Source organism: Candidatus Zixiibacteriota bacterium (genome assembly GCA_036480375.1).
Classification (GTDB): domain Bacteria; phylum Zixibacteria; class MSB-5A5; order GN15; family JAAZOE01; genus JAZGGI01.
In genome coordinates this window covers 179,276-201,556 of sequence record JAZGGI010000024.1, presented here as the reverse complement: position 1 = coordinate 201,556, position 22,281 = coordinate 179,276, and the positions used below count along the sequence as shown (strand labels likewise).

The following is a 22,281-nucleotide window of genomic DNA, read 5'->3' as shown; positions in this document are numbered from 1 at the left end:
GCTCTTTTGTTTAATCTAGATGGGCCTACTATTCGAATATAACAATTACCGATTCGAAGTCAAGGAAAATGTGAATTAATTTTCGTAAATATTGTTGTCTTTACACGCCTTAGTGGATTGGTATGTCCGTATCAATGATATTTAAGAATAGGTGTTATTAATGTGCGGTTATGCTGAGACAGATGTCAATCGCGTGACCCAGTGATGGCGGCTTATTAGTCGTAATGCGGAAAACGGCATTTTGAGATAAGATTAGTTCCGTTATTAATTCGGGATTTTCTCCGGGATTCCATAAAAATTCCTGGCCGTCGATATCAAGAGCTAATTCCTGTGCCGGTTTATCCCGATCGGTTAACGCCGTAAATTCAAGATTATAAGTTCCCTCAGGATTTCGAAACATCCAGACGAGGTCTTTTTGAGTCGTTGATATCCGGCCGCACACTATTTGAGATTCGCCTATCCCCGGTTCAATGATTGTTATTGTATCTATTATTGTAAGTGTATCAATTTGCGTTAAAGTGTCGATCGTATGCAGAGTATCAATGCTGAACAAAGTATCTATACTGGGAACCGGATCCGTTCCTGCCAAATCGGAACTTTCGAGGGGATTGGAGCAATTTACGAAGATTATGCTGCCGGTTAACAATAAAGTCCAGACGGCACAAATAATAGGTTTTTTCACTTCTCGCCTCCGAATCCAATATGGATCGTTATTGTAAATAAAAACTGGCCGTTTTTCGATTTGGATTTTGAATCTCCGGCAATAAGATGTTTCGCCGGATTATATGCGCCCGTAACTGAAATATAATCGTAAGGCGACGCCCGCAACCCAAACAGAGGACCTTCAGACAATTTGGCATATTTGTAATACTCTTGAGAGATTTCCTCAATACGAATCCAACCTCCTACAATGCCAACAGGTATGTGTCCATATGGATAATAAATTATCTGGCCGCCGATCATTCGTCGCCGGGTATCCAGATCTACTCCTTCAAATTCAAAAGAACTGTTCCAGAATGTATGACCGGCGAATCCTTCGGCGTATAAAATACTTTTCCACGATATACCCCCGGCCACAATCGGTATCCCGCCGAAAGGTGAAGTATAAAGGCCGACGCCAAATTGCAGCCCCAGACTTTCTTTGAATTCACTGGTGATTTCCTTGACTTCGGTAAAGTGTTTTTCAACCGGCGGCCTGTTTTCAAGGGCTTCCAGGCGCCTGTTCAGGATTGAAAGCTCGTTTATTATCCGAACGCCGGCGAATCGATAATTCGCGCCTTTTACCTTTGTATCCGCCGATTGAATAATAATTTGAGAGGAGTCGACATTAAATTCATCGATTAAGAGATTGCGCAGAACGTGCGCGCGACCGAGCGCCAGGCCGGGATTTTTGGCATCGTTATTTTGTTTATATTTTTCGCCGTCAGCTCCCCCGGTAACTATCGCCCGGGCCAAAGGATATTTTTGCAGCGTATCTGTTATCGCTTGCAATTCATCAAGATACGGCGCGAAGAATTCCTTATTTGCATTGGAGCCGACGCCTATCGGAAAATCGGTTATGATTACTTCCTGGGATGAGGCGATTGACGCCAGCAATATCAAGTATCCGACTACCGTAAAAGTCAATTTCTTCATAAGTCACACTGATTTCTACCGGTTACGCCATTAGTAATTGGCTTGAAACAACGGTCGATGCAATTTTTGAAACGGTCTTACTATTAACTCAGGAGAATATGGAGAAGGCGTAAATTTTTCAGGACAATCGATCAAAAGTCACAGCATGAGCCTTCATTAATAATGCAATTCATTGCGTTTTACATTCTCTCGAATCGGCGCAGTATCCTAATAATCCTTTCTCTGCCACCGGATTTCCGGTGATTTTTGCATAAAATTATACTGTTCGGGACTATTCAAGCAAAAATCGTTCCCAATTTCCGTTTCGGTGGGAGGCATGAATCTTATGAGTATCCATTAGAAAATTATATGGGAGAAATAAATTAAAGAGGAGAAATGATTTTAAGCCGGGATTACGTTTTTCCGTTATTTACTCATAGAATAACCCGGCGAGGAGAGCACGATCCCCGCCGGGCATTATGTTCAGTCAATGGTCCATTGATTGAGATGTCCATCCCCGTTTATCACATCCCCCTCTACTTCATCAGAATCATCTTCCTGGTATCAGAAAACTCGCCAGCCTCCAGCCGGTAGAAATAGATTCCGCTGGCAACCTGACGGCCGGAGCTATCTTTGCCGTCCCAAACGACTGAATGCAATCCGGCTTCCTTTTCCTCATTGACCAGAGAGACGATTCTCTGTCCTGAGATATTGAATATCTCCAACTTGACATGACCGCCCTGAACAAGATTATAGCCAATTGTCGTTGACGGATTGAACGGATTGGGATAGTTGCCCAATAACATTGATTGGTCTGAACTTGTATTGTTGGCAAATGGTATCCCCTCGGGCTCCGGATTTCCCCTGATAATAACGCAGTCAGTTCCTTCAAAGGGTGTTCCGTCATTTAATTCTCCGGAGATAGTCAGAGTAATAACATCGCCATCATTAACCTCACCCAGCGCTTCTTTTAATTCACTTCGGCCAAACATGAGAGTTAAATCTAAAAAACCGTCCGGGCCGTCGGCGTTGCAATCGCATTCGGTTGCATCGACTGGCATCGGAGTAGCGACATCTTCATAATTCCAGCGTACAACTGGAATCCCTTCAAGTGTAATTGTCGACTGGTTAATATCGCTGGCATCAAAATCAGCCGTGCCCAAGATCGCTGCCGGTACTACAGCCCATTTTTTTATCGGTCCATTTGGAATTTGCTTATAGGCATCCGAACTTTCATTTCCTGATTCACCGCCATTATTGTTTTCGGGAGGTTCCCAGTAATAAAAATCCGGGTCTTTCACTTTAACGTTTAGCGGATTGGGACATGATCCTGGCTTGATGTCGAGGTGGACGGGGAGCGTCATCGACAACTGATTCATCAGGATTGAGACAGTGTTGGAACCTTTATTGGGTACAGCAAGGTCCGGAAAGCCGTTGTTATCGAAGTCGGCCGATGAGATAAAGTACGGTTGGTCACCGACTGGAAGACTGAAAGCCACCGCAAACGAGCTATCACCGTTGTTCATTAGGATGGATAAATCGTCGGAGTTCTGATTGGATACTGCCAAGTCGGCGAAGCCATTGCCATTGAAATCGGCAGCAATAACGGAACGCGGTCCTGCACCAACTGGATAAGTACCAGCCAGCCCAAAAATGCCGTAACCATTGTTCAATAAGACAGAGACATTGTCGGGGCCACCATTTGTCACAGCCAAGTCCTCATCGCCATCACCGTCATAATCAGCTGCAAATACTGATGTCGGTAGCGCGCCTACCGGATAACTGACGGGTGGTGCAAACGAGCCGTCGCAGTTGTTTATCATGATGGAAACATCATAAGTCCAGAAGCCGACCACGGCAAGGTCCAAACAGCCGTCACCGTCAAAGTCTGCCGAGATGACAGAAACCGTATAGTTACCAACAGGGTAATTGACGGGGGCTGCAAAGGTGCCGTCACCGTTGTTGATCAGGACCGACACATCATCAGAACCGGCGTTAGCTACCGCCAAGTCAGGAGAGCCGTTGCCGTCGAAATCCGCCGAGAAAACGGATTGTGGGCAACCGCCGGCTACGTAGTTTACAGGCGGTGCAAACGTCCCATCGCCATTGTTAATCAATACTGAGACAACACCTACGCAACTGCTGCTGTTGTAATTCGATACGACCAGGTCAGGGTAACCATCTCTATCGAAGTCTTCCGAAAACACGGAATGCGTGTTCTCACCAACGTAATAATCAACCGGCGTCGCAAAGGTACCGTCACCGTTGTTCATAAGGATGCCTATGTTGTCCGAACCAGAATTGGTTACAGCCAGGTCCTCATCGCCATCACCGTCATAATCAGCCGAGAAGATATCATTCGGAACGGCACCAACTGGATAGTTGACAGCTGCATCAAAGAGAGGTTCTGCTGCGAGCCTCCCCCCCACCGACAGAACCGCAAATATGATGAGTAAGGTCATCAGAGATTTTAGCATAGCATTATCCTTTCGAAATGGAGTTAAGTAGTCTTTGAAATACCCCAATTAGGTATTTTGCATGGTACATTTTGTTTTTTAGCATCACGAACTTTCTTTGGCTATTATTATTGACCCTTTGGCTAATCTGTATCTATAGATGTAATAGGAACGAGATGGCTGGTTTATAGAAAATATTTTGAGTTATTAGCGGGAAGGTAAGTTATTTTTTTATTTTTCGGCGGCGCGAAGTTCGCCTTCGGTAACCCAATCAGAATCAATCCAGTACGTTACTCCATCGCGTAGATCTTCCAAGTAAGTTTGCCACTCTATTGGATCAAGTTTACTCTCTCTAACCGCTTTATCTCTTGCATTAATAAACGGATCTTCAGCTTTAACATCAAACACTCGAAAATCTTTGTTAAAATAGTACCTGATCCGAGAACTCAGATTATTCATTTCGCCGATTTCTACCATAAATAGACTATCTGATTCAACAACGAGTTTTCCGGGATAGTTATATTTGCAAAGGTTGACCTTATTCAAATCTGTTCTGGGGAATAATATGTAACATTTTTGTTTGCCCTTTTTATTATTCATGCCATAGGGTGGCGATGTGCCATAGCTGGAATCGGGGTCAAGAACAAATAAACATGCACAATCCATGCGATTATTATAACTCAGAAAGAACAATCCTTCATCTTGGACATTTGCAAAACACTTACCACTTGCTCCGCTGAATCCCGCATTAATATACCACCCAAGTGGGTCACCATTCATATTCCAGAATTTTAGATGTAAGCGTGCCGGAAAGGATTTCTTAATTCTGGAGATTATTATTGGACTTTCTTCTTTAGAAATAAAGTCGATATCTCCAGGGAAATATGGCTGTTGCAGCGTTGTGTCCCCTATATATTCGTTCAATATAACACATGTATCTTGAAAAATTAGGTCTTTGTCATCATCGTATAGGAAAAGATTAGCATTAATATCACAAACTGGCAGTGTAGTTGGAATAAACGCCACCTCGTTCTTTCCATCATCATCAAGATCTCCGATTTTCCATTTTGATGAGTTTGTAAGTGATTCACTGTCAAATTCAACCGACCACAGAGGTACCGAATCAGCATTCAGTGCAATAAATCCGGTTTCAGTCGGTTGCACATACTGCGGATTCCAATCGAAGCCGATCCACGCTTTGGGATAGATGATACATATAAGTGCGTACAATAAAGCCAGAAGTATCGGGACCTGGATTTTAGCGGCGCGGGAATATTTTATTGCTTTCTTGGTGACAAACTCGCCGATACAGACTTTTTCATCACGAAGGATATTGCGGTTTTCGATAGCGTCGCTGAATTTGTAGAGGCCAATTATAATTAGATTGCGCTTCGGGTATCTTTTTTGAAGTTGTTTGAGATAATTATCTGCTTCAGTCTGATTGTCTTTTGGCAAAACCAGATATTTAACAGGCGAGAAAAAGGCTCTTTCAATTTTGTATTTCAAGGATTCATCGTTGACTTTAGTAATTTGACCTGATTCTTCAATCCCTCCGGTGCAGGCTATCTCGGCCGAGAGAAAGCGGTCAACTCTCGAAATATCCGGGCGCATTAATTGGGTATATGCCAAAAGTCCCGTCGCCAGCCCGATGGAATCTCCGGTAAAAGTCTGCCCGCTTTCATGGATCGCAAAATGAGCATGATAGAACGAAGTTGATTCGGTTTTGTAATTCAAATTCTTAAAAATTCCACGCACCGCCTTAAGGGCATCATAAGATGCCCCGACAAAGGGATCGTCCGGTGTTTTTATTTGATTATCGAAAGTGATCTCGTCGGTGGTGGCATTCTTATCAAAGTATTCCACTGAGCCTTTAAGAAGCCTCATTCGCCCCCTAAGTGACCGGCCATGATCGGTTTTTTCGACAAAGAGGCAATAAACTCGGTCATAATAATAGGCGTCTCGCACCGATTCCCACTCATCGTGGATTTGTGATAAAAGTCGGAAAAACTGAGGATGGGAATCCTTAAAATAATCGTAAACAGTATTAAAGGCCGAATATGCATCCTGGCTTGCTGATATAATATCCGGAATTGATAAGCTCTCATCCCCAATTATCGTCCCGCATAGTTTCAACCCCTCGTCAATATCGCCGACGTAGAAGTACAATGAGGCCAATTTTGTATAAACAAAATTGAGAGATTCAATAAATTCATCATCACTTTGAAAATGTTGAATATCAATTATAGCTTCGGCAAGTTGTTTTAATTCATCGATTGTAAGGTCATTCAAATTATCGTGATTTAACAGTGACACCAGATAGGCATGATACTCTTCAAAATAGCTTTGATAGCTTCGATCGGTAACTTTTTCTTTGAGATTGGGCCAGAAATCCATTAAGCGAAGAATCTGGATATCCTCGGCCGGGATTTTCGAAAGTTCAGATTTGAATTTTTCGAACTCCTGCGCGAATTGTAACGGCGACACACTCATTTATTGAAACAACCTTATATTTATAGGATTTGCGGGATCAGAAATATCAAAAGTCACCGCCTCATCCGGTCCCGCGTCGATTATTTTAGTCGCTTTGCCCTGCGATACAACTACTTTGATTGTATCAAAATCGGAAGAACCTTCAAGTTCAAGAATCTGCAGAGTTATTTGCTTCCCGACGGTCTTACCCTGAAACGTAATCCGAATTTTATCGTGCTTTTCTGTTTCAAATATAGTCCCTTCCTGATATTCCACTTTTTCCGGATCATAAACGAGCGGTTCTAAATTGAAAATGGCGTCGGGCATTTTGATTTGCCATTTAAGTTTATCGCAGTCTCTCAAAACAGTATCTCTTGCATCGGCATAACCGTTTTCATCTGTGATAAATTCATGCCCTAACTCGGGAAGCTGAATCATTACTCGGGAGACAAGATTAATATCGTCGCTGATAAGCTGCAGATAATCATGCTTCTGCTTCGAATCATGCATAACCCTGAGGACAACTTCGGGGTCCTGGGAGTATAGAGTCGCAATGTTTTTTGTCCGCTCCCGTTTAATTTCATTACCATCCGCGGCCAGGTGATTTACTCTACCATAAGAACTCCCGAGTAACTTAAGCTCGATAATATTTGATTTTATTGAATGCTTAAAGAGCCGGTCGGCCAAATCCAATGCTTCCGGCGGAAGATTTTCAGTTTCGGATAATTCCATTGATTTCGACAGCAAAACATAATTATCGCAAAACTCACAGCAAAACTCGCATTGAGTAAGATGTTTCGCGATCAGATCACTGTCCGTATCTCCCAGCCGCCCTTCGACATACAAACTCAGCTTTTCTTTATCCGGATGCATTTATATTCCTTTCCTGCCTTCCCATAATATTAATAGCTACTATTTCTGACGATTGTAGGATTTTTTAATCTCCTCAGAAATTCTTCTTCAGCCTTTTGAATTGCCGTTTCGAAAATATATTTATACTTTTTCAGGTATCTCCTATGTTCTTCCGGGGGCATGACTTCACGGAAATATACCGGTAACAGATCCGTCGGTGGGGAGAAAACAAAATCTCTCAGATACAGCTGGATTGCTCGTTCAAAATTGGCGGCATATTCCGGTGTCAATCTGCCTTTTCCAATATATTTTTCGAGAACATCAATACGAAACCAGGGTAAAACCTCACGGATAGTCCGTTCAGCTTTTCGCAATAATATTTCACTTTCGGCATCGTGAGTAAATACCGGTTTAATATTCTCAACCTCGACGTATTTCATATTGACGGCAATTATCGCGCTAATCAGTTCATGTTTTATAAAGATATTTTGATATTTGGGTGTCTTATCCAGAGTTTCAAATATATTTTTACACCATTCAACCCGGTTGTTGCTTTTAAGATAGGATTCTTCAACTATTTTTAAGGTTTCCTCATAAGGAATTATTGGTAATTCAGCACGATTGCAATGTATATTTTTCGACAGCATAACGCGCTTTATTCTGCCCGAATTTGAAGACACGACAGTATAATTATCACTTTTCAAAATATCATTTACCCTGTGTTTGAGATTGGCTATCTGCGGGTCGGTTTCGTTTTTTAATTTACTGAGATCCTGCCGTATGAAGCGGAACAACAGCGGTGTAAACTTTTCGTATAATTCGTCCGGTTCGGCATTTTGAAAATCAGTAATTCCAATTTGATGGAAATAGTCAAAGATTAAATAAAATGGTTTATTTTTGGCGCTGCGTAGAAAGGAACCCAAAATATCCAGACTAAGATCAACCACCGGATTTCTATCGGTTGCCAACGCTAAAGGCAATTGATAGCCCTTATTTCGTAAAAAGTGTAAATATCCAATAGTTGACCGATAACAGAGTTCATAAAAGGCATTGAACTCCTTACGAGAATGACAATCATTTAGGAAATGTAGAATAGTATCCCCGTTTTGCATATTAGCTTTCATCCTGCCTGCTAAAAATAAGGGCATCCTTGTGAAACATACTTATAATATTGAATTTGAGAAAATTATCAAGGAAATATTTCTACTCGCCGAATATTAAGCCTGGAATTATTTTATTGGCGAAATAGCTTTGCTTACTTTTTAATTTAAAGCCAACGGCGCTATGGGTGGTCTGACGATCCGGTAGCGTTTGTAGCCACAATATCAATATCATCAGCATCGATATCATCACTCAACATTGGTATCCGCTTCTGTCCGCTGTCAAAGCTGCAAGATTCATCGACAAGATGCTATGTTCACGCCGGACTGGGACCGGTCCTGGGTCTCAGTGATAAGTCCATGATCAGTTCGGTAATCAAATACAGTATGATCCCGCTCTCGCGATCGGAACTCGAAACCGCGCTATGTGCAAAATTTGGGATCGGTGGTGATATTATGGTTAGTCGGCACGCCATTTTCGGCTTCAGTATCTACGTGAACGTGATGACGGACTTCTCATCACCGGTTGCCGGCGGCAAAAACTTCAGTGGTTTAGCAATGGAGGTAATCCTGGGAGTTGTTTTGTACCTGCTTTCACTATCTGAACACGGATTCTGGGAGAATTCGACCAGCAAACAGCAATCAACCTGCTCGATAAGTATATCTCACTGGCGGACGAATCAACACAACCGACGATCGCTGGGGCGTGGTGGCGCAAGGGGATTGCCTATGAACAATTAGCTAAAACAGAAAAGGTAATATTGTGCCACGAAAAATGCCTTGAGCCAGGCGAGGACTTTGCAGATGCAAGAAAGGCTCTCAAGAGATTAAACAAATAAGTAATGAGAGTCGTCTTTCCCTATAGGCAGATGTTGCCTTATAACCGCCAATAGCACATTCCGCTGCTATATACATTACTGTGGACATCGGGGATTCTGTTTATGAAGCAGCAAGATGTATCACATGGCGTGCCATTTGGCAATAACAGGTGTTACTAAGATAAGGGGCGACTATGGCAATCAGTGTCTCCGTTTGGCTCTTGATGCTATTGCATTCATGCACAGTGGCTGTCGAAGCCTCGCCGCCAAATCCGAGTTCGTTCGTTCGAGTCGCAACCAGTCCAATCGTCTCGGACGGCGGCTGGTCATTCGATGCCAGTTGGGCAGATTATGATGGCGACAACTACCCTAACCTGTTTGTCTGCGACGATAATTTCGGCAGTATCACCGATGTATACTATCTCTACCACAACAACGGCGATGGTACATTCACAAGAATGACCAACGGTGAAATTGCATCCGACAATGAGCCTTCCCATGCTGCCGCCTGGGCTGACCACGACCATGATGGCGACCTGGATCTCTACTTCGCCAGCTATGATCCCTATAGTGAAAACAATCCGGCCTTTCTGAGAAATGAGTTGTTCCGAAACAAAGGTAACGGCAATAACTGGATTATAATCAAGCCGGTTGGGATGTCAATGGATAGCTTGGCAACATGGGGTACGGCGGCATTAAAACCGTAAGTTATGTAAATACATGGAGTTGTCTTTAGGCTTTCACGTAATGAAGTATAACATAGTAAGTGATCATAAAGGAGACAATAAAAAAAAACAATGATGTGTTATATGGTTATCAAGCGATATGTCAGGGGTTGTTTTTGGATGACTTACGTTGACTTACAGTCTGTAACCTTACCATACCTATAATAATAGTGCTCTTGAGCATAGTCTCAATAGTCTTTATTACTGGCGTACCGAATTTTGGTTTATATAACATGTTGAAACGGGCTCGACCTGGAATCAAGGAAACGATTTATATGTATAAATTAATTATCCCGATGACGGCTATACTGATTGCAGCATTTTCGGTCCCCGGCTGGGCACAAATCTCAGTACCTAGTCCCGAGTGCGCTACCTGGGATTCGCTTTACAATCGCTATCTGATTTCTTTATTTTATGATGGAGACATAATCCAGATCGACACATCCGGAAATGTCACCATGTTCAAAGATTCGGCACCATATTTCAATTCCGCCTGCATCGTGGGTAACACGTTTTACCAATGCAGGATGACATCAATAATTGGGTACGATCTTGCGACAGCGGATATGGTTTCCAATGTCTATATTCCTTATTCGAGATACTTAGGCGGGTGCACGGCTGATAGTTCAGGAAATCTATACATTGTGGATATGCCTACCGCGAACGGTAACGGTCCGATTGACCGAATTTGGAAGATTCAATTAGGCGATGGCTCAATCTCAGAATTTGTAAACACTAATACGGGTCTTGGATTTGGACCACGAGATGTGATCTTTGATGCCGAACACAATCGCCTGCTTGTAGTCGGTATAGGGAGTCCGCTTTACATTCAGGCTGTTAGTCTTGAAGATTCAAGCGTTACTAACCTTGTAAAATTTGAACATAGCGACGGGCTTGCCCGAGATCAATTTGGTAATACTTATGCTGCAGGTTACAATAGTGGTACGATCTATCGGTATGATTCGAATTTTACCACTCCTCCTGAGCTTGTTGCGACAGGTTATAATGGCCCCTGTAACATTGACTATAATCCGCATGATCATGTCCTTGCGATTCCCAATTTCATTGGCAATTATGTAAATTTCCTTAAGATGGATCGGCCGGAGCTGATTGGGAAGACTTATACGGATGTCGTCGGCGGTGATGGAGATAACATACTCGAAGGTGGAGAAACTATAGAATTGGTTGTCACCTTTAAGAATCCGCACTTTCTGCCCTTGACAGATTGTAGCATAGAGTTATATGCCGTTTCCGGAGATTTGATAATTACTCAGGGGTCGGCAAGCATCGGGGGTATCCCGGCGAGGTCCACAGGGAATAACAACGCCAGTCCAATCTTGTTTGAAATACCGCCAGAATATGAAAGCCAAATGGATTCATTTTATTTGGAAATGATTTACACGAGTAACTATGGGACAGAGAAGGATCAGTTTGAGCTTGGGAAACCCATCGGTGAAAAAATGGTTCTATTAGTCAATAACGATGACAATAATGATATCTACCAATATTATCAAGAGGCGTTGAACTTGGCAGATTGTCCATATGATATCTATGATATCTGGAATGCCGCCTTTACTTTTCCTCTGGAGGGTATATTCCTGAGTAATTTCGATGTGGTTGTCTGGTTCACCGGCGACCACCGAGCGCAATTGCTCGATTCAGATGAGATTGCGGCCATGAAAAACTATTTGGACAGCGGCGGTAACTTATTTCTTACCGGTCAGGGAATTGCCAGCCAACTGGACACAACAGATCAGGATTTTCTACATAACTACCTGCGTGCAGAGTATTTGATGAATCTATCTTGGCCCTGTATGTACGCAGATACCGGCAATCAGGTGTTCGATCTGGCAGATCAAATCAAATTTTCTGGTTCTGATGCCGCCAATAATCAGATTGTCTATGATCACATTGCCCCAATAAATGATGGCGCCCCTGCTCTGATATACTGTGCCCGATCGGACTATGGCGCTATCTCTTACAATGGCGATTATCGCTCCGTTTTTTTCAGCTTTGGTTTTGAGGCTATTGACAATAATCAACAGGGCTGGACCGATCGCGAAAAGATCCTCCGCGAGATTATCGCTTTTCTTAATTGTAGCATTGATGATGATAGTGATGGCATTTGTAACGGTCTTGACAACTGTCCGGAAATAGCTAATCCCCTGCAAACTGATTCCGATGGAGATGGTATCGGCGACGCCTGTGACTACGTTTGCGGTGACGCCAATGGCGACAGGAATTCTGATATTGGCGATGCGGTTTTCATTATCAATCATGTTTTCAAGGGCGGCCCGGCTCCTGACCCCGTTGTTGCTGGTGATGCCAATTGTGACGGCAATACCGATGTTGGCGACGCGGTTTATATCATCAGCCATGTATTCAAAGGCGGCCCGGCGCCGTGTGCGGGGTGTCCGTAAATTGATATGAATATTAAAACTCAAAAGGCCAATGTTGATCGGCCTTTTTTATTGGCCAGTAGGGCAGCATCCCTGTGATGCTGCCAATAATGGAACATTTCGCGTTTCGCGGTTGAGGAAGAAGTACTTTCGAAAATACAAACGGTATTAATGCACCCACAGATGCTGGGAGCCATTGTTGAAAAGGTAAATACCATCGTTACCTCTTCTCGTTCCCGGGCAAATCCGCAAGAAATATTAATAGCGGAGCAGGGACTTGAACCCCGGACACGCGGATTATGATTCCGCTGCTCTAACCAGCTGAGCTACTCCGCCATTTTTCAGGTTTGATAATCTAATAAAAATTATCGGCCTGTCAATCCCTTTATTGAACATTAATTCAATCTCAAATTCATAGTTTTTAAAAAACTCTTTTGGGACAATAAGGTCAAATGAATTTCAAAAATAGAAATGCTGTTAATTAAGTCTTAAATTATCGAAATAGAACGAAAAAGGCTGAGCGGGTTTGTCGGCAAAGAAAATTATCGCGGCGATGGAATTCATATCAAGTTTTCTACCCCTCGGGCCGTTTTCAATTTCCGAAATTGGTATTATGACATGATTGGGTCCCGGGTGTATTTCAAGCAGGCGGTTAAAGCGATCGAAATAGCTTCGGTCATGGCGGTAATCTTCAATCCGAAGAGCAAGCCAGGAGATTGTATTGAGCGGGGAATAGATTTCAAACTCGAAAGAATTGTAAAAACTCCAATCCCGAACGGGCTCTAAAACTCCAAAACCGCTATATTGTTTAGGAATAAACATAACCTGGCCAACTTTATCACTATCGGCTTTCCCCCACTCTACCGGCCCGGTTACTCTTGAGACTTCGGCTTGATCAATTTCCCAGAACATCTCTTCCAGCGAAGAATCAAAACTGCAAATTACGGGAAATGAATTATTCCGATGAATGTAGGCCCCACTCCATAAAATTATTGGCATAAGCGATAATATCACCATTAAAGACAACAGTGAGATTAATCCTTTACGCAGGTTCTTCATCGCCGGTGAAAAAAGGCTAACAGGTTTTGTATCGCGCCATAAACAAAATCCTAAAAAGATTATAATTCCGATTTCGTTTCGAACGATATCCCAGATATCCGCGTCGCGAGGACCGAAGATCTGAATATATTCGGTTAGGATTCCTAATAGGCTGGAGATACCGAAGGTAATTATATAATGTTGAAATGGATTTTTCAACTTCCGGGATAGAAAATTTTTTGACAGATTAAATAGTACCAGAGCAAGAACGCCAAAAGCCGGGATATGGCCGGTATTACTGACCGATTGAAGCAGAAAAGATTTTCCGGGTGGTCGGATAAATCCCAGCGATATAATGGCAAGCAATACGATGGCGAAAAATATAATACTCCGGGAATTATTATTCATGAGCCAATTTCTCATTTCATAAGGATTCACATAATTTAATCATCATCCAAGATAACATATCGCCATTTAACAATAAAAGATAAAAGAGCGGATTTTGCTTTCAAGATTGACTTAGGTTGCCACCAACCCTATACTGAGTCTGACTTAAGGTTCACTATTCACAGTTGAATTGAAATAATTTACAATAATATTTAGCCGATATTAGTAGGGTTAACGTAGTGTTTTGGAAAATGGAGAAATAAAGATAAAATGCCTAAGAAAATTATGTTGATTATCGGAGCCCGGCCAAATTTTATTAAGGCCGCTCCCCTGATGCGAGAATTAAGCGCCCATACTGAAAAATTTGATCCCTTCTTAATTCATACCGGCCAGCATTACGATCATAACCTGTCACAGTTGTTCTTCGAACAGTTGAAAATGCCTCAACCTGATATCTATCTCGGAGTTGGCTCGGGCAGCCATGCCCGGCAAACGGCCAAAATCATGACCGGATTGGAAGAAGAATTCGAGAAAAATCGGCCTGACCTTGTTATTGTCTTTGGAGATGTCAACTCGACGCTGGCGGCCTCAATCGTCACATCCAAAATGTGTCTGAAACTGGCTCACGTTGAAGCCGGGTTGAGAAGTTTTGATAATACCATGCCCGAAGAGATCAATCGAATAGTAACAGACCGCCTCTCCGATTTTCTTTTTATAACAGAAAAATCAGGAAGTGAAAATTTACATAAGGAAGGTGTATCCGAAGATAAAGTATTTTTTGTTGGAAATATTATGATTGATTCTTTAGTCAAGAACCTTGAGTTGGCTCGAGAATCAAAAATAATTGAACAATTGGGAATCAAGGCAAAAGAATATGCAGTTCTGACACTCCATCGCCCGGCCAATGTGGATAATAAGGATAGACTTGATATATTACTGAAAGCGATCGGCGAAGTCAGTCAAAAATTACCGGTAATATTTCCCTGTCATCCCAGAACCAAAAACGCATTGTCGAAATTTGGATTTAATTTTGAATCTAATGATAATTTCAAAATCATTGACCCGGTGGGATATTTGGATTTTCTAAATTTGCAGGCAAACGCCAGACTCGTACTGACCGATTCGGGGGGTATTCAGGAAGAAACGACCTATCTGCAAATCCCATGTATTACCATCCGGGAAAATACCGAGCGGCCGATTACAGCGGAAGTGGGGACCAATGTTTTAGCGGGACTGGAATATGATAAGATAATAAAGGCGGCCAATAACGTATTTAATGGAAAACATCCCAAAGGGCGAATTCCCGATCTCTGGGACGGCCATACGGCTCAGAGAATCATCAAAACTCTTGAAGAAATTTATGATAAATTTTAAGGCGGCAGATATCTCCTAATTAATGACCACCAGCTTGCCTTTATAATCGGTGTCGGCCAAATACCATAAATAGACGCTGGAGGCCACTTCAGAACCGTTGGCGTTAGTTCCATCCCAGATTATTTCTTCGCCCGATAAATGATCCCATGACCTTATTATATCACCGGTCGGAGTCATCAAAACCAGCGTCGCCTCATCCGAGACTCCTGTAAATGTCGTCGTCGGAGTGAATGTCATATCAAACGGATTGGGATAAAAATGCGGCTCGGTTGAAACCATTGATTGAGATTCAGGAATTTCAGGATCAGGATTATTTTGACCCAGATCATCGATGCTATCGGGTGGAATGGTGTCGATAATACTACTGCCTTCCGGAATGAATATCTTGCCCTCCGTATTTCGGATCAAAGCCGAGGTAACAATCGGTCCCAGGGTTCCGTCAGCGTACAGTTCCTGGAAGTTACTTCCCAGATTATATGAAACTCCCGAGGCGTCTCCATAATTCGATCCTCCCTTCATGCGATACAGCATCAAAGCGTTGGTATAATCTCTTCGATAGAGATTGTATGCCTGCCCGGCCCCGTCAGTGCCGCTGGCAATAACGTATCGCTGAGCCGTTGGATACCCTACATCATGATTAATAGCATTAAACCATTTAAACGTGGTGTCTGCGACCTTATAATCACCTGGTGGATGAGTTGCGGAATTACCCACTAACATAAAGAAGAATCTTTCAGGAACGGCCGCCATGTAATAAAAAGTAAGCCGTTCCATCTGACATCGATCCAGAGTGCCCAGGATTGTCGCCTCATCGTCATAAACGGTTAAGAATACAACGGCATAGCCCGTATCCCAGGAGATAATTGAATCCATATAAGTCCAGATATACGATCCCCACATTGATAAATAAACCGGCGAGGAACAGGTTTCAAAAAGGGTGGCGCCCATGCCGAATTCCTTGGTTCCCAGCCAGGGATCAGTCGACGGGTGAATAATACCATAATTTGTAACATTGGCCAGATGCATTTTTTCTTCCGCATACAACGTATCGCAAAACGCTTTTAACCAGCCGGTACCTTTGGCAGGATTAACTCGTAGTTTTTTTAGACTATCACGGGCCTGTTCATAGGTATATCCTTCCCAGTCTTGAACATCTGATACAGTTGTGCCTTCAATCCACTTTAATTCATCGCTTCCGGTAGCCCGGAAAGGAAACATCATATGATTGGCCCCGGTATAATAATGAGCTTCATCTTCAGCAACTCCATCGTAGGTTGAGCCCATAGAGTTGAAAGCCTTCCACCTGAAATAGGCCTGCGTTTCCTCATTGGTAAAATTAGCCAGGTAACGGTTTTCGGTCCATCCGCAAAACTGGATTCGTTGACCGCGGTAACTTCTCGTTATCGTCTCATTACACAAACCACCGGAGCCGTAAACAACGACACTATCTCCCGACACCCAATGATAAAACAATGAATCGCCATACCCGCGCTGAGAAGCGAAACTCGGAATCGCCGATAAGTCTTCACTGCGGATGCTGCTCAGAGTCACATATTTCAACAGTTTTATATCAGGATTATATTTCCTGAGACTATTAGCCATCATAGCATTGGGATTTATAACCAAATCATAATTGCGCCCCACAAATGGTAGGGCCGCCAAATCTGATGCCGAGTACGTAATTGTCGCAGTACGAATATGCTGATTATTCGACCAGTCGGTACTGACCATCCAGGATTGCCCCATCACAGACGAAGCGCATGTTAGGAGTGCAAATACAAATAGGGCAAAATATGAATAAAATAATTTAACATTATTGCCTTCCCGGATAATCCGTGATTTTATCATCATTCAACTCCCGTTCTATAGTTTTTCCACAGTATTATACGGATCAAAATCCATGCCGCCGCCAAAAAGTAAACTGTTTTTAATCTAATGACTTGTAACAACTTACTGCGCAACCAACTGATTCATAAAATTCATTCTGTATATCGGTCTACCATCAGCACAAATTAATCGTGAATGCAGCTTTTAATCCATTATCGTGCAACAGGCTGAAGCAATTGTAAGGAATTTAATCAGAGTGTCAACAAAAACAACAATTTCTACATCCATAACTATAGGATAATTGGTTTCCAAACTAATAAATGCCGGTATCCAGGACGGCGATCAGGATTTCCTGAAAACTGAAATGACCTCTTTAGTAGTATTTTTACTGAATATAAACATGCCAGTAGAGTACACAGCTCCGCCAATAATGATCAAAACCACCAATGTCGGCAATTGAGCCAATTGAATTGCCTGCGTGAATATCCGGGTGAGGTAGACGGCGCCATACATAATTCCTCCCCATATGAATGGAACCCAGAGAACATTCAAATATCGAAGTATATTCAATCCAACGGCAGGCAAAACCTGAGATAACATATATAAAAACCATATACTGTAGGCAATTAACCATGCCAGGCTGACGCCCACTAAACCCCATTTAATTCCGATTATAAAGGCAGCAGGCAGAACAATGCAGGCAATAGCCAGTGTCTTGGCATTTATGTCGGGGCGGCCGATACCGTTTATTGCTGGAGTTAAGGATACATTGAGTGCCCGCAGCGGAACGATAAGACTGATTAACTGTAGCGGGATAACACTGGGGAGCCATTTTTCTTTAAGAACTACTTCTATCATTTCGGGGGCGACGCAGGAGATACCAAAAAATACAGGCACTCCGACAAAACAAATGGCTCGACTAGTTTTAATGACGTAACGAGCGACCAGCTCTTTATTATCCTGAATCCTGGAATAGGCCGGTAAACCGACCTGACTCATCATAAGGCTGACTTTTTGGAGGGGCATTGTTGCGATATGCATGGCTACTGAATAATAGCCAAGGATATTTGAACCCAAAGCTCTACCGATTATAAAAACGTCAGACTGGGTATAGATATACCAGAGGATTCTCTGTAGGGATACGTAGCCGCCAAATTTGGCCGCTTCGGCAAAACCACTAAAATTAAAACTGGGCATCTTAAAAAACGGTTGAGCGATATTGATTCCGATGCTCATTACCAGAGCTCTAACGATGCTGCCGATAACCAGCGCCCAGACCCCCATATTCTGCCATGCCATAAATAATGTACTGAAACCGCTGATTAATTCGGCGAAAACCGTGACGATTGAAATCGCCCGGAAGTTCATATTCCGCTGCAAAATAGAATTGGGAATAACGAATAGCGCCATGATGGGAAATTGCAGGGATAAGACAAGAATTATTTTTGTCAGGCGAGGCTCATCAAAAATTCCGGCGATAAGCCCTGAAATCAAAATCAATAGGACTAAAAGCAGGCAGTTGAGTCCAATAACCAGACCGAATGTTTGTTTAAGCAACTTATCCGAAAGCTCTTTTACCTGCACCAGCGCGACGCCTAAACCCATCTCGTTTAGCATCAAACACAATGCGACAAAGACCATGGCCATTGCAAGAAGGCCGTAATCATCGGGATTCAAAAGGCGCATGACATAGATGGTAATCGCCCAGTTGATAATCTGGGTCCCCAGCTTGGCGCCGGAACTCCATTTTAATCCGGATATGACACTGGCCTTTATATTCATCGCCTATACCCACTTCGATACTTTTTATTTTCATTGAAATCATCAACTAACATTTGCGCTATTGACCTAAAAAGTTGCCTTTCACCTTTCAAACCTATGGCATACCTGTATCCATTGTCTTCGTATTTACTTCGATAGATGTTATCGTTATAGGTTTTTATTATTTCCTGTCTCAATATATCTGGTTTTTCCGGTGGGACAATTATCGCCTGATCTTTATCCAATACATCCGAAACCCCTGGCAGGTCAGACAAAATAGTGCACTTTCTCAAAGCCATGCACATTAGATAAACGCTGATTCCTGCAGCTGCTATTGTATCTTTTTTCAGAGGAATAACAGCTAATCGTGAACCAGCAATAAAATTAATAAATGATTTTTGGTTTCCGTCATGTCGAATAACTTCAATATTTGTCGGTAATTTACTTTCATCTACAAAAGTACCATGTATTTTAATTATGTCATTAGGCTGGGTAACGATTTTGACGGGAATGTCCAGGTCTTCGACCGCTTCTATAAGAGTTGGATAATCCCTAAGAGAATTTCCACCGGAAAAAATATATCCTTCGTCAAATATAGTAGTATTCAATATCAATTCATACGAATTTATTTTGAATGGGATATACATAAATTGACTTTTACGAATACCGAAATATTTCTCATAACCCTCCGTATTCCTAAAATGCTCAACAAACATATAGACTTTTTTAAATAATATCTTTCTAATAACGCGAAATACACTGCCGACAAACCCATGGGGTTTTCTCAAAACAATATCAACTGATATGAGTTTGCAATTATTAAAAGGGCAGATAAATTTAAAAAATGCAAATAGAATTATATCGAATGAGGCGCAATTGAGAAGAATATAGTCATAGCTGAAAGAATGCAGGAATATTTTCAGAAAGCCAAAAACATTGGGACGATGAAGAGGGTATTTATACACACAGAATTGAGTGTTCTTCACGTCTGCATCAATTATTCCGTGAATATTTGAAATTATCTTAATGGGCATAGCCAGCAGGGCATTCTAAGGGCGCATGTAAATTGCCATTATTCTAAAATAGTTAATCGCCTATTTTGCCTCATTCCTCTCCGTTTGATTAATTATTTGTGTGACTTTTTCAATCAGCAATCTAAAAATATTTTGCCAATCATGATGATTTAAGATTTCGGAAACCTGATCAGGGTCAGGAGTGAATTCTCCGGAAATGGCCTTGCCGACGCTATCCACAAACTGCTCATCGTCTCGGGCAACCAATATAGCTCCTTCAAACGGCAATATTTCCGGCATGTCGATTGAGACAACCGGCAATCCGGCGGCCAGATATTCGTACACTTTCAAAGGATTCACTTTTTCGGAAATACCAACTCGTTTGAAAGGATTTATGCCACAATCAAATCCCTTCAAATAACCCGGCAATTCTTCGAGTTTTTTCTTGCCGAGGAAATAAATGTTGCCTTTGGCTTCGAGCATTTCAATATGTGGTCCGGGAACTACGGGTCCCACCAAAGCAACATTGTACTCCCGATAACGATCGGCAATTTTACCGATTAAATCAAAATCGATCCAGCGGGATAAGCCACCCACAAATCCAATTCGCGGAGCTGGAATTGTCTTCAGATCTTCCGGGATTTTTGTATCGTCAAGTAAGGCTCTGGAAAAATGCTCGACATCGACACCATTGGGCGAGAAATAGAGATTTTTATTCAGATGCTTTCGATCCTCATATAAACCGCGGGCAGTAACAAAAACAATATCGGCTCGTGCTGTCAAATTGAGATCAATTTCATGGACTATTTTTACCGCTAAAGCAGACTTTCCAAATAGCCGTCTTGTTTCCGAATGCTCGTCGACACAATCATAAACCAGAATGGATTCATCGAAGCATCCCTTCATTTGCATAAATGGAGAATGGGCATGGATTACCGGATTATAGGTAAATAATACCGGATTTTTGAATTTGAGCCTGCGAGCATGCTTCTGAATTGATTTGACATATCTTGTAAAATTCAAATTCCGCATAAACGCAAAGCGAGCCAACGGTAATCTTCCGGGAGGTTTCAATATCCATAAGTTATTCTTAATCTCTTGTATCGAGTCGCTCCATTTTCCCTTGTTGCCATCGGTGGCAAATGCGGTTTCTACCGGTTCCACATATAGAACGCGATTCCCGGCTTCCGCCAGAAATGTCATTAACCGCTGTTTGCGGGTCCACATGCCGACATACGGCATACTGGACACACAAATAATGTCCTTTCCTTGCAATGGTACTGATTTATTCTCTGAGGAGACTTTCATATAAATCCTCATATTTTGTGGTCATTGTCGAAAGCGACCACTCAGAAACAACATATTTCCGAGCTTTATTACCCATATCGACACGTACAACTTTCGATTCTAGTAATCGGTTTAGGCCAATTACATATTCAGTAAGATTTCCGGATTCAACCAGAATTCCGTTAAGACCGGATTTAATAATTGATGAATTCCCCCCTACAGCCGTGGCTACAACCGGTAGTCCGGAGGCCATGGCTTCTAAGATCGTTAAACTAACTCCCTCGCTTAAGGAACTCAAAGTCGTAAAATCCATGGCGTTTAGCAGTCTGGGGACATCCTGGCGATCCCCCATAAAAACTATTTTCTCTTTCAAATTTAAATCGTCAACTTGCATTTCGAGGTCATTTTTCAACGGTCCGGAGCCAATTATTAATAACCTCGCCCTCGGAAATTTTTGAGAAACTTGTTTGAACGCTTTTATTAAGAATCGATGATTCTTGACCGGGGCAAGGCGGGCAACGATACCGATCAACAGATCATCCTCCGAAAAATCCAGTTCTTTACGAATCTCAATCCTGGTGTCGCACGGGGAGAATCTACCAGTATCGATACAGTTATTGATATTAATAACCTTTTCTGACGGTAAGCCAATTCCATCGATTAGGTATTTCTGAAGGATTGAACCCACCGCCACGACTTTATCAGTATATCGCATGGAGAATCTATCCATCATTATCTGGAGTTTTTTTTCGGGATAGGTTCGGCCATGATCAGTGTAAATCAATTTAATATGGGGCAGGTGTGCGCAGGCCGCCGCCACTTTGAACCAGCATCCGGAATGGGCATGGACAATCTGACAACCGCTGCTTTTAATATATTTAATCATCTGGCGGGGATAGATGAGCGATAAAACAGGAAATCCCCTGGGGATCATCTCTGATTTTATATTGCGTTTATCCAGTAAATCCGAGAGGTGGCCGCGCCATAACAGATAACCGACTTGAGTATGTATGCGTGAAGGATCAACACCGACCCCAAGATTATATACCACGTTTTCCATTCCGCCGGTGTCGGTTGTTAAAACAATATGTAATACCGAAATTTTACTCATAACAGATTGCAGGCCTGACCAAAAATGGCCGGCCCCTATGTTATTATCTC

15 protein-coding genes, 1 tRNA gene and 1 pseudogene are annotated in these 22,281 nt (G+C 42.4%); 4 read left to right on the top strand and 13 right to left on the bottom strand.

Annotated features, from left to right (window positions below; genetic code table 11):
• Window positions 1-157: 157 nt before the first annotated feature.
• From V3V99_06990 to V3V99_06965, 6 genes are all read right to left on the bottom strand, one after another.
• Window positions 158-682, bottom strand: coding sequence for a hypothetical protein (locus V3V99_06990; protein ID MEE9442396.1), 525 nt, complete (start codon window positions 680-682; stop codon window positions 158-160).
• The gene (locus V3V99_06985; protein MEE9442395.1) at window positions 679-1,635 is read right to left on the bottom strand and encodes a hypothetical protein; all 957 of its coding nucleotides are present in this window, start codon (window positions 1,633-1,635) and stop codon (window positions 679-681) included. The genes V3V99_06990 and V3V99_06985 overlap by 4 nt, the downstream gene beginning before the upstream one ends.
• A 515-nt stretch (window positions 1,636-2,150) precedes the next feature.
• The gene (locus V3V99_06980) at window positions 2,151-4,091 is read right to left on the bottom strand and encodes an FG-GAP-like repeat-containing protein (GenBank protein ID MEE9442394.1); all 1,941 of its coding nucleotides are present in this window, start codon (window positions 4,089-4,091) and stop codon (window positions 2,151-2,153) included.
• Window positions 4,092-4,301: 210 nt separating this feature from the next.
• On the bottom strand, window positions 4,302-6,560 hold the full coding sequence (locus V3V99_06975; GenBank protein MEE9442393.1) for a hypothetical protein: 2,259 nt from the start codon (window positions 6,558-6,560) through the stop codon (window positions 4,302-4,304).
• Complete coding sequence (locus tag V3V99_06970) at window positions 6,561-7,412, bottom strand: hypothetical protein (protein MEE9442392.1); 852 nt, start codon at window positions 7,410-7,412, stop codon at window positions 6,561-6,563.
• A gap of 29 nt (window positions 7,413-7,441) precedes the next feature.
• Window positions 7,442-8,515 (bottom strand): hypothetical protein, encoded by a 1,074-nt coding sequence (locus V3V99_06965; protein ID MEE9442391.1) that lies wholly within the window; start codon window positions 8,513-8,515, stop codon window positions 7,442-7,444.
• A gap of 336 nt (window positions 8,516-8,851) precedes the next feature.
• Here V3V99_06965 and V3V99_06960 point away from each other — a divergent pair, with 336 nt between their 5' ends.
• The 3 genes and pseudogenes from V3V99_06960 to V3V99_06950 all read left to right on the top strand — a co-directional run bounded on the left by V3V99_06960 (window position 8,852) and on the right by V3V99_06950 (window position 12,244).
• Entirely contained in the window at window positions 8,852-9,232 is a 381-nt protein-coding gene (locus V3V99_06960; GenBank protein ID MEE9442390.1) for a hypothetical protein, read from the top strand.
• A 271-nt stretch (window positions 9,233-9,503) separates the two neighbouring features.
• Window positions 9,504-10,016: an FG-GAP-like repeat-containing protein gene (locus V3V99_06955; protein ID MEE9442389.1), complete on the top strand. Its 513-nt coding sequence runs from the start codon at window positions 9,504-9,506 to the stop codon at window positions 10,014-10,016.
• Window positions 10,017-12,139: 2,123 nt separating this feature from the next.
• A pseudogene (locus V3V99_06950) lies at window positions 12,140-12,244 on the top strand (thrombospondin type 3 repeat-containing protein).
• A gap of 451 nt (window positions 12,245-12,695) precedes the next feature.
• Here the strand turns inward: V3V99_06950 and V3V99_06945 are convergent.
• Window positions 12,696-12,769 (bottom strand) — tRNA-Met (locus tag V3V99_06945).
• A 141-nt stretch (window positions 12,770-12,910) separates the two neighbouring features.
• The gene (locus V3V99_06940; protein MEE9442388.1) at window positions 12,911-13,879 is read right to left on the bottom strand and encodes a VanZ family protein; all 969 of its coding nucleotides are present in this window, start codon (window positions 13,877-13,879) and stop codon (window positions 12,911-12,913) included.
• 249 nt (window positions 13,880-14,128) lie between these two features.
• Between V3V99_06940 and wecB the strand changes: the two genes are divergently transcribed.
• On the top strand, window positions 14,129-15,232 hold the full coding sequence (gene wecB / locus V3V99_06935; protein MEE9442387.1) for a UDP-N-acetylglucosamine 2-epimerase (non-hydrolyzing): 1,104 nt from the start codon (window positions 14,129-14,131) through the stop codon (window positions 15,230-15,232).
• 15 nt (window positions 15,233-15,247) lie between these two features.
• Here the strand turns inward: wecB and V3V99_06930 are convergent, their stop codons facing one another.
• The 5 genes from V3V99_06930 to V3V99_06910 form a co-directional block, all read right to left on the bottom strand.
• Entirely contained in the window at window positions 15,248-17,083 is a 1,836-nt protein-coding gene (locus V3V99_06930) for a hypothetical protein (GenBank protein ID MEE9442386.1), read from the bottom strand.
• Between the two features lie 318 nt (window positions 17,084-17,401).
• Window positions 17,402-18,841: a lipopolysaccharide biosynthesis protein gene (locus V3V99_06925; GenBank protein ID MEE9442385.1), complete on the bottom strand. Its 1,440-nt coding sequence runs from the start codon at window positions 18,839-18,841 to the stop codon at window positions 17,402-17,404.
• A complete protein-coding gene (locus V3V99_06920) occupies window positions 18,838-19,608 on the bottom strand; it encodes a hypothetical protein (GenBank protein ID MEE9442384.1) in 771 nt (256 codons plus the stop codon). The genes V3V99_06925 and V3V99_06920 overlap by 4 nt, the downstream gene beginning before the upstream one ends.
• Window positions 19,609-19,914: 306 nt before the next feature.
• Window positions 19,915-21,075, bottom strand: coding sequence for a glycosyltransferase (locus V3V99_06915; GenBank protein ID MEE9442383.1), 1,161 nt, complete (start codon window positions 21,073-21,075; stop codon window positions 19,915-19,917).
• A gap of 43 nt (window positions 21,076-21,118) precedes the next feature.
• The gene (locus tag V3V99_06910) at window positions 21,119-22,231 is read right to left on the bottom strand and encodes a glycosyltransferase (protein ID MEE9442382.1); all 1,113 of its coding nucleotides are present in this window, start codon (window positions 22,229-22,231) and stop codon (window positions 21,119-21,121) included.
• Between the last annotated feature and the right edge of the window lie 50 nt (window positions 22,232-22,281).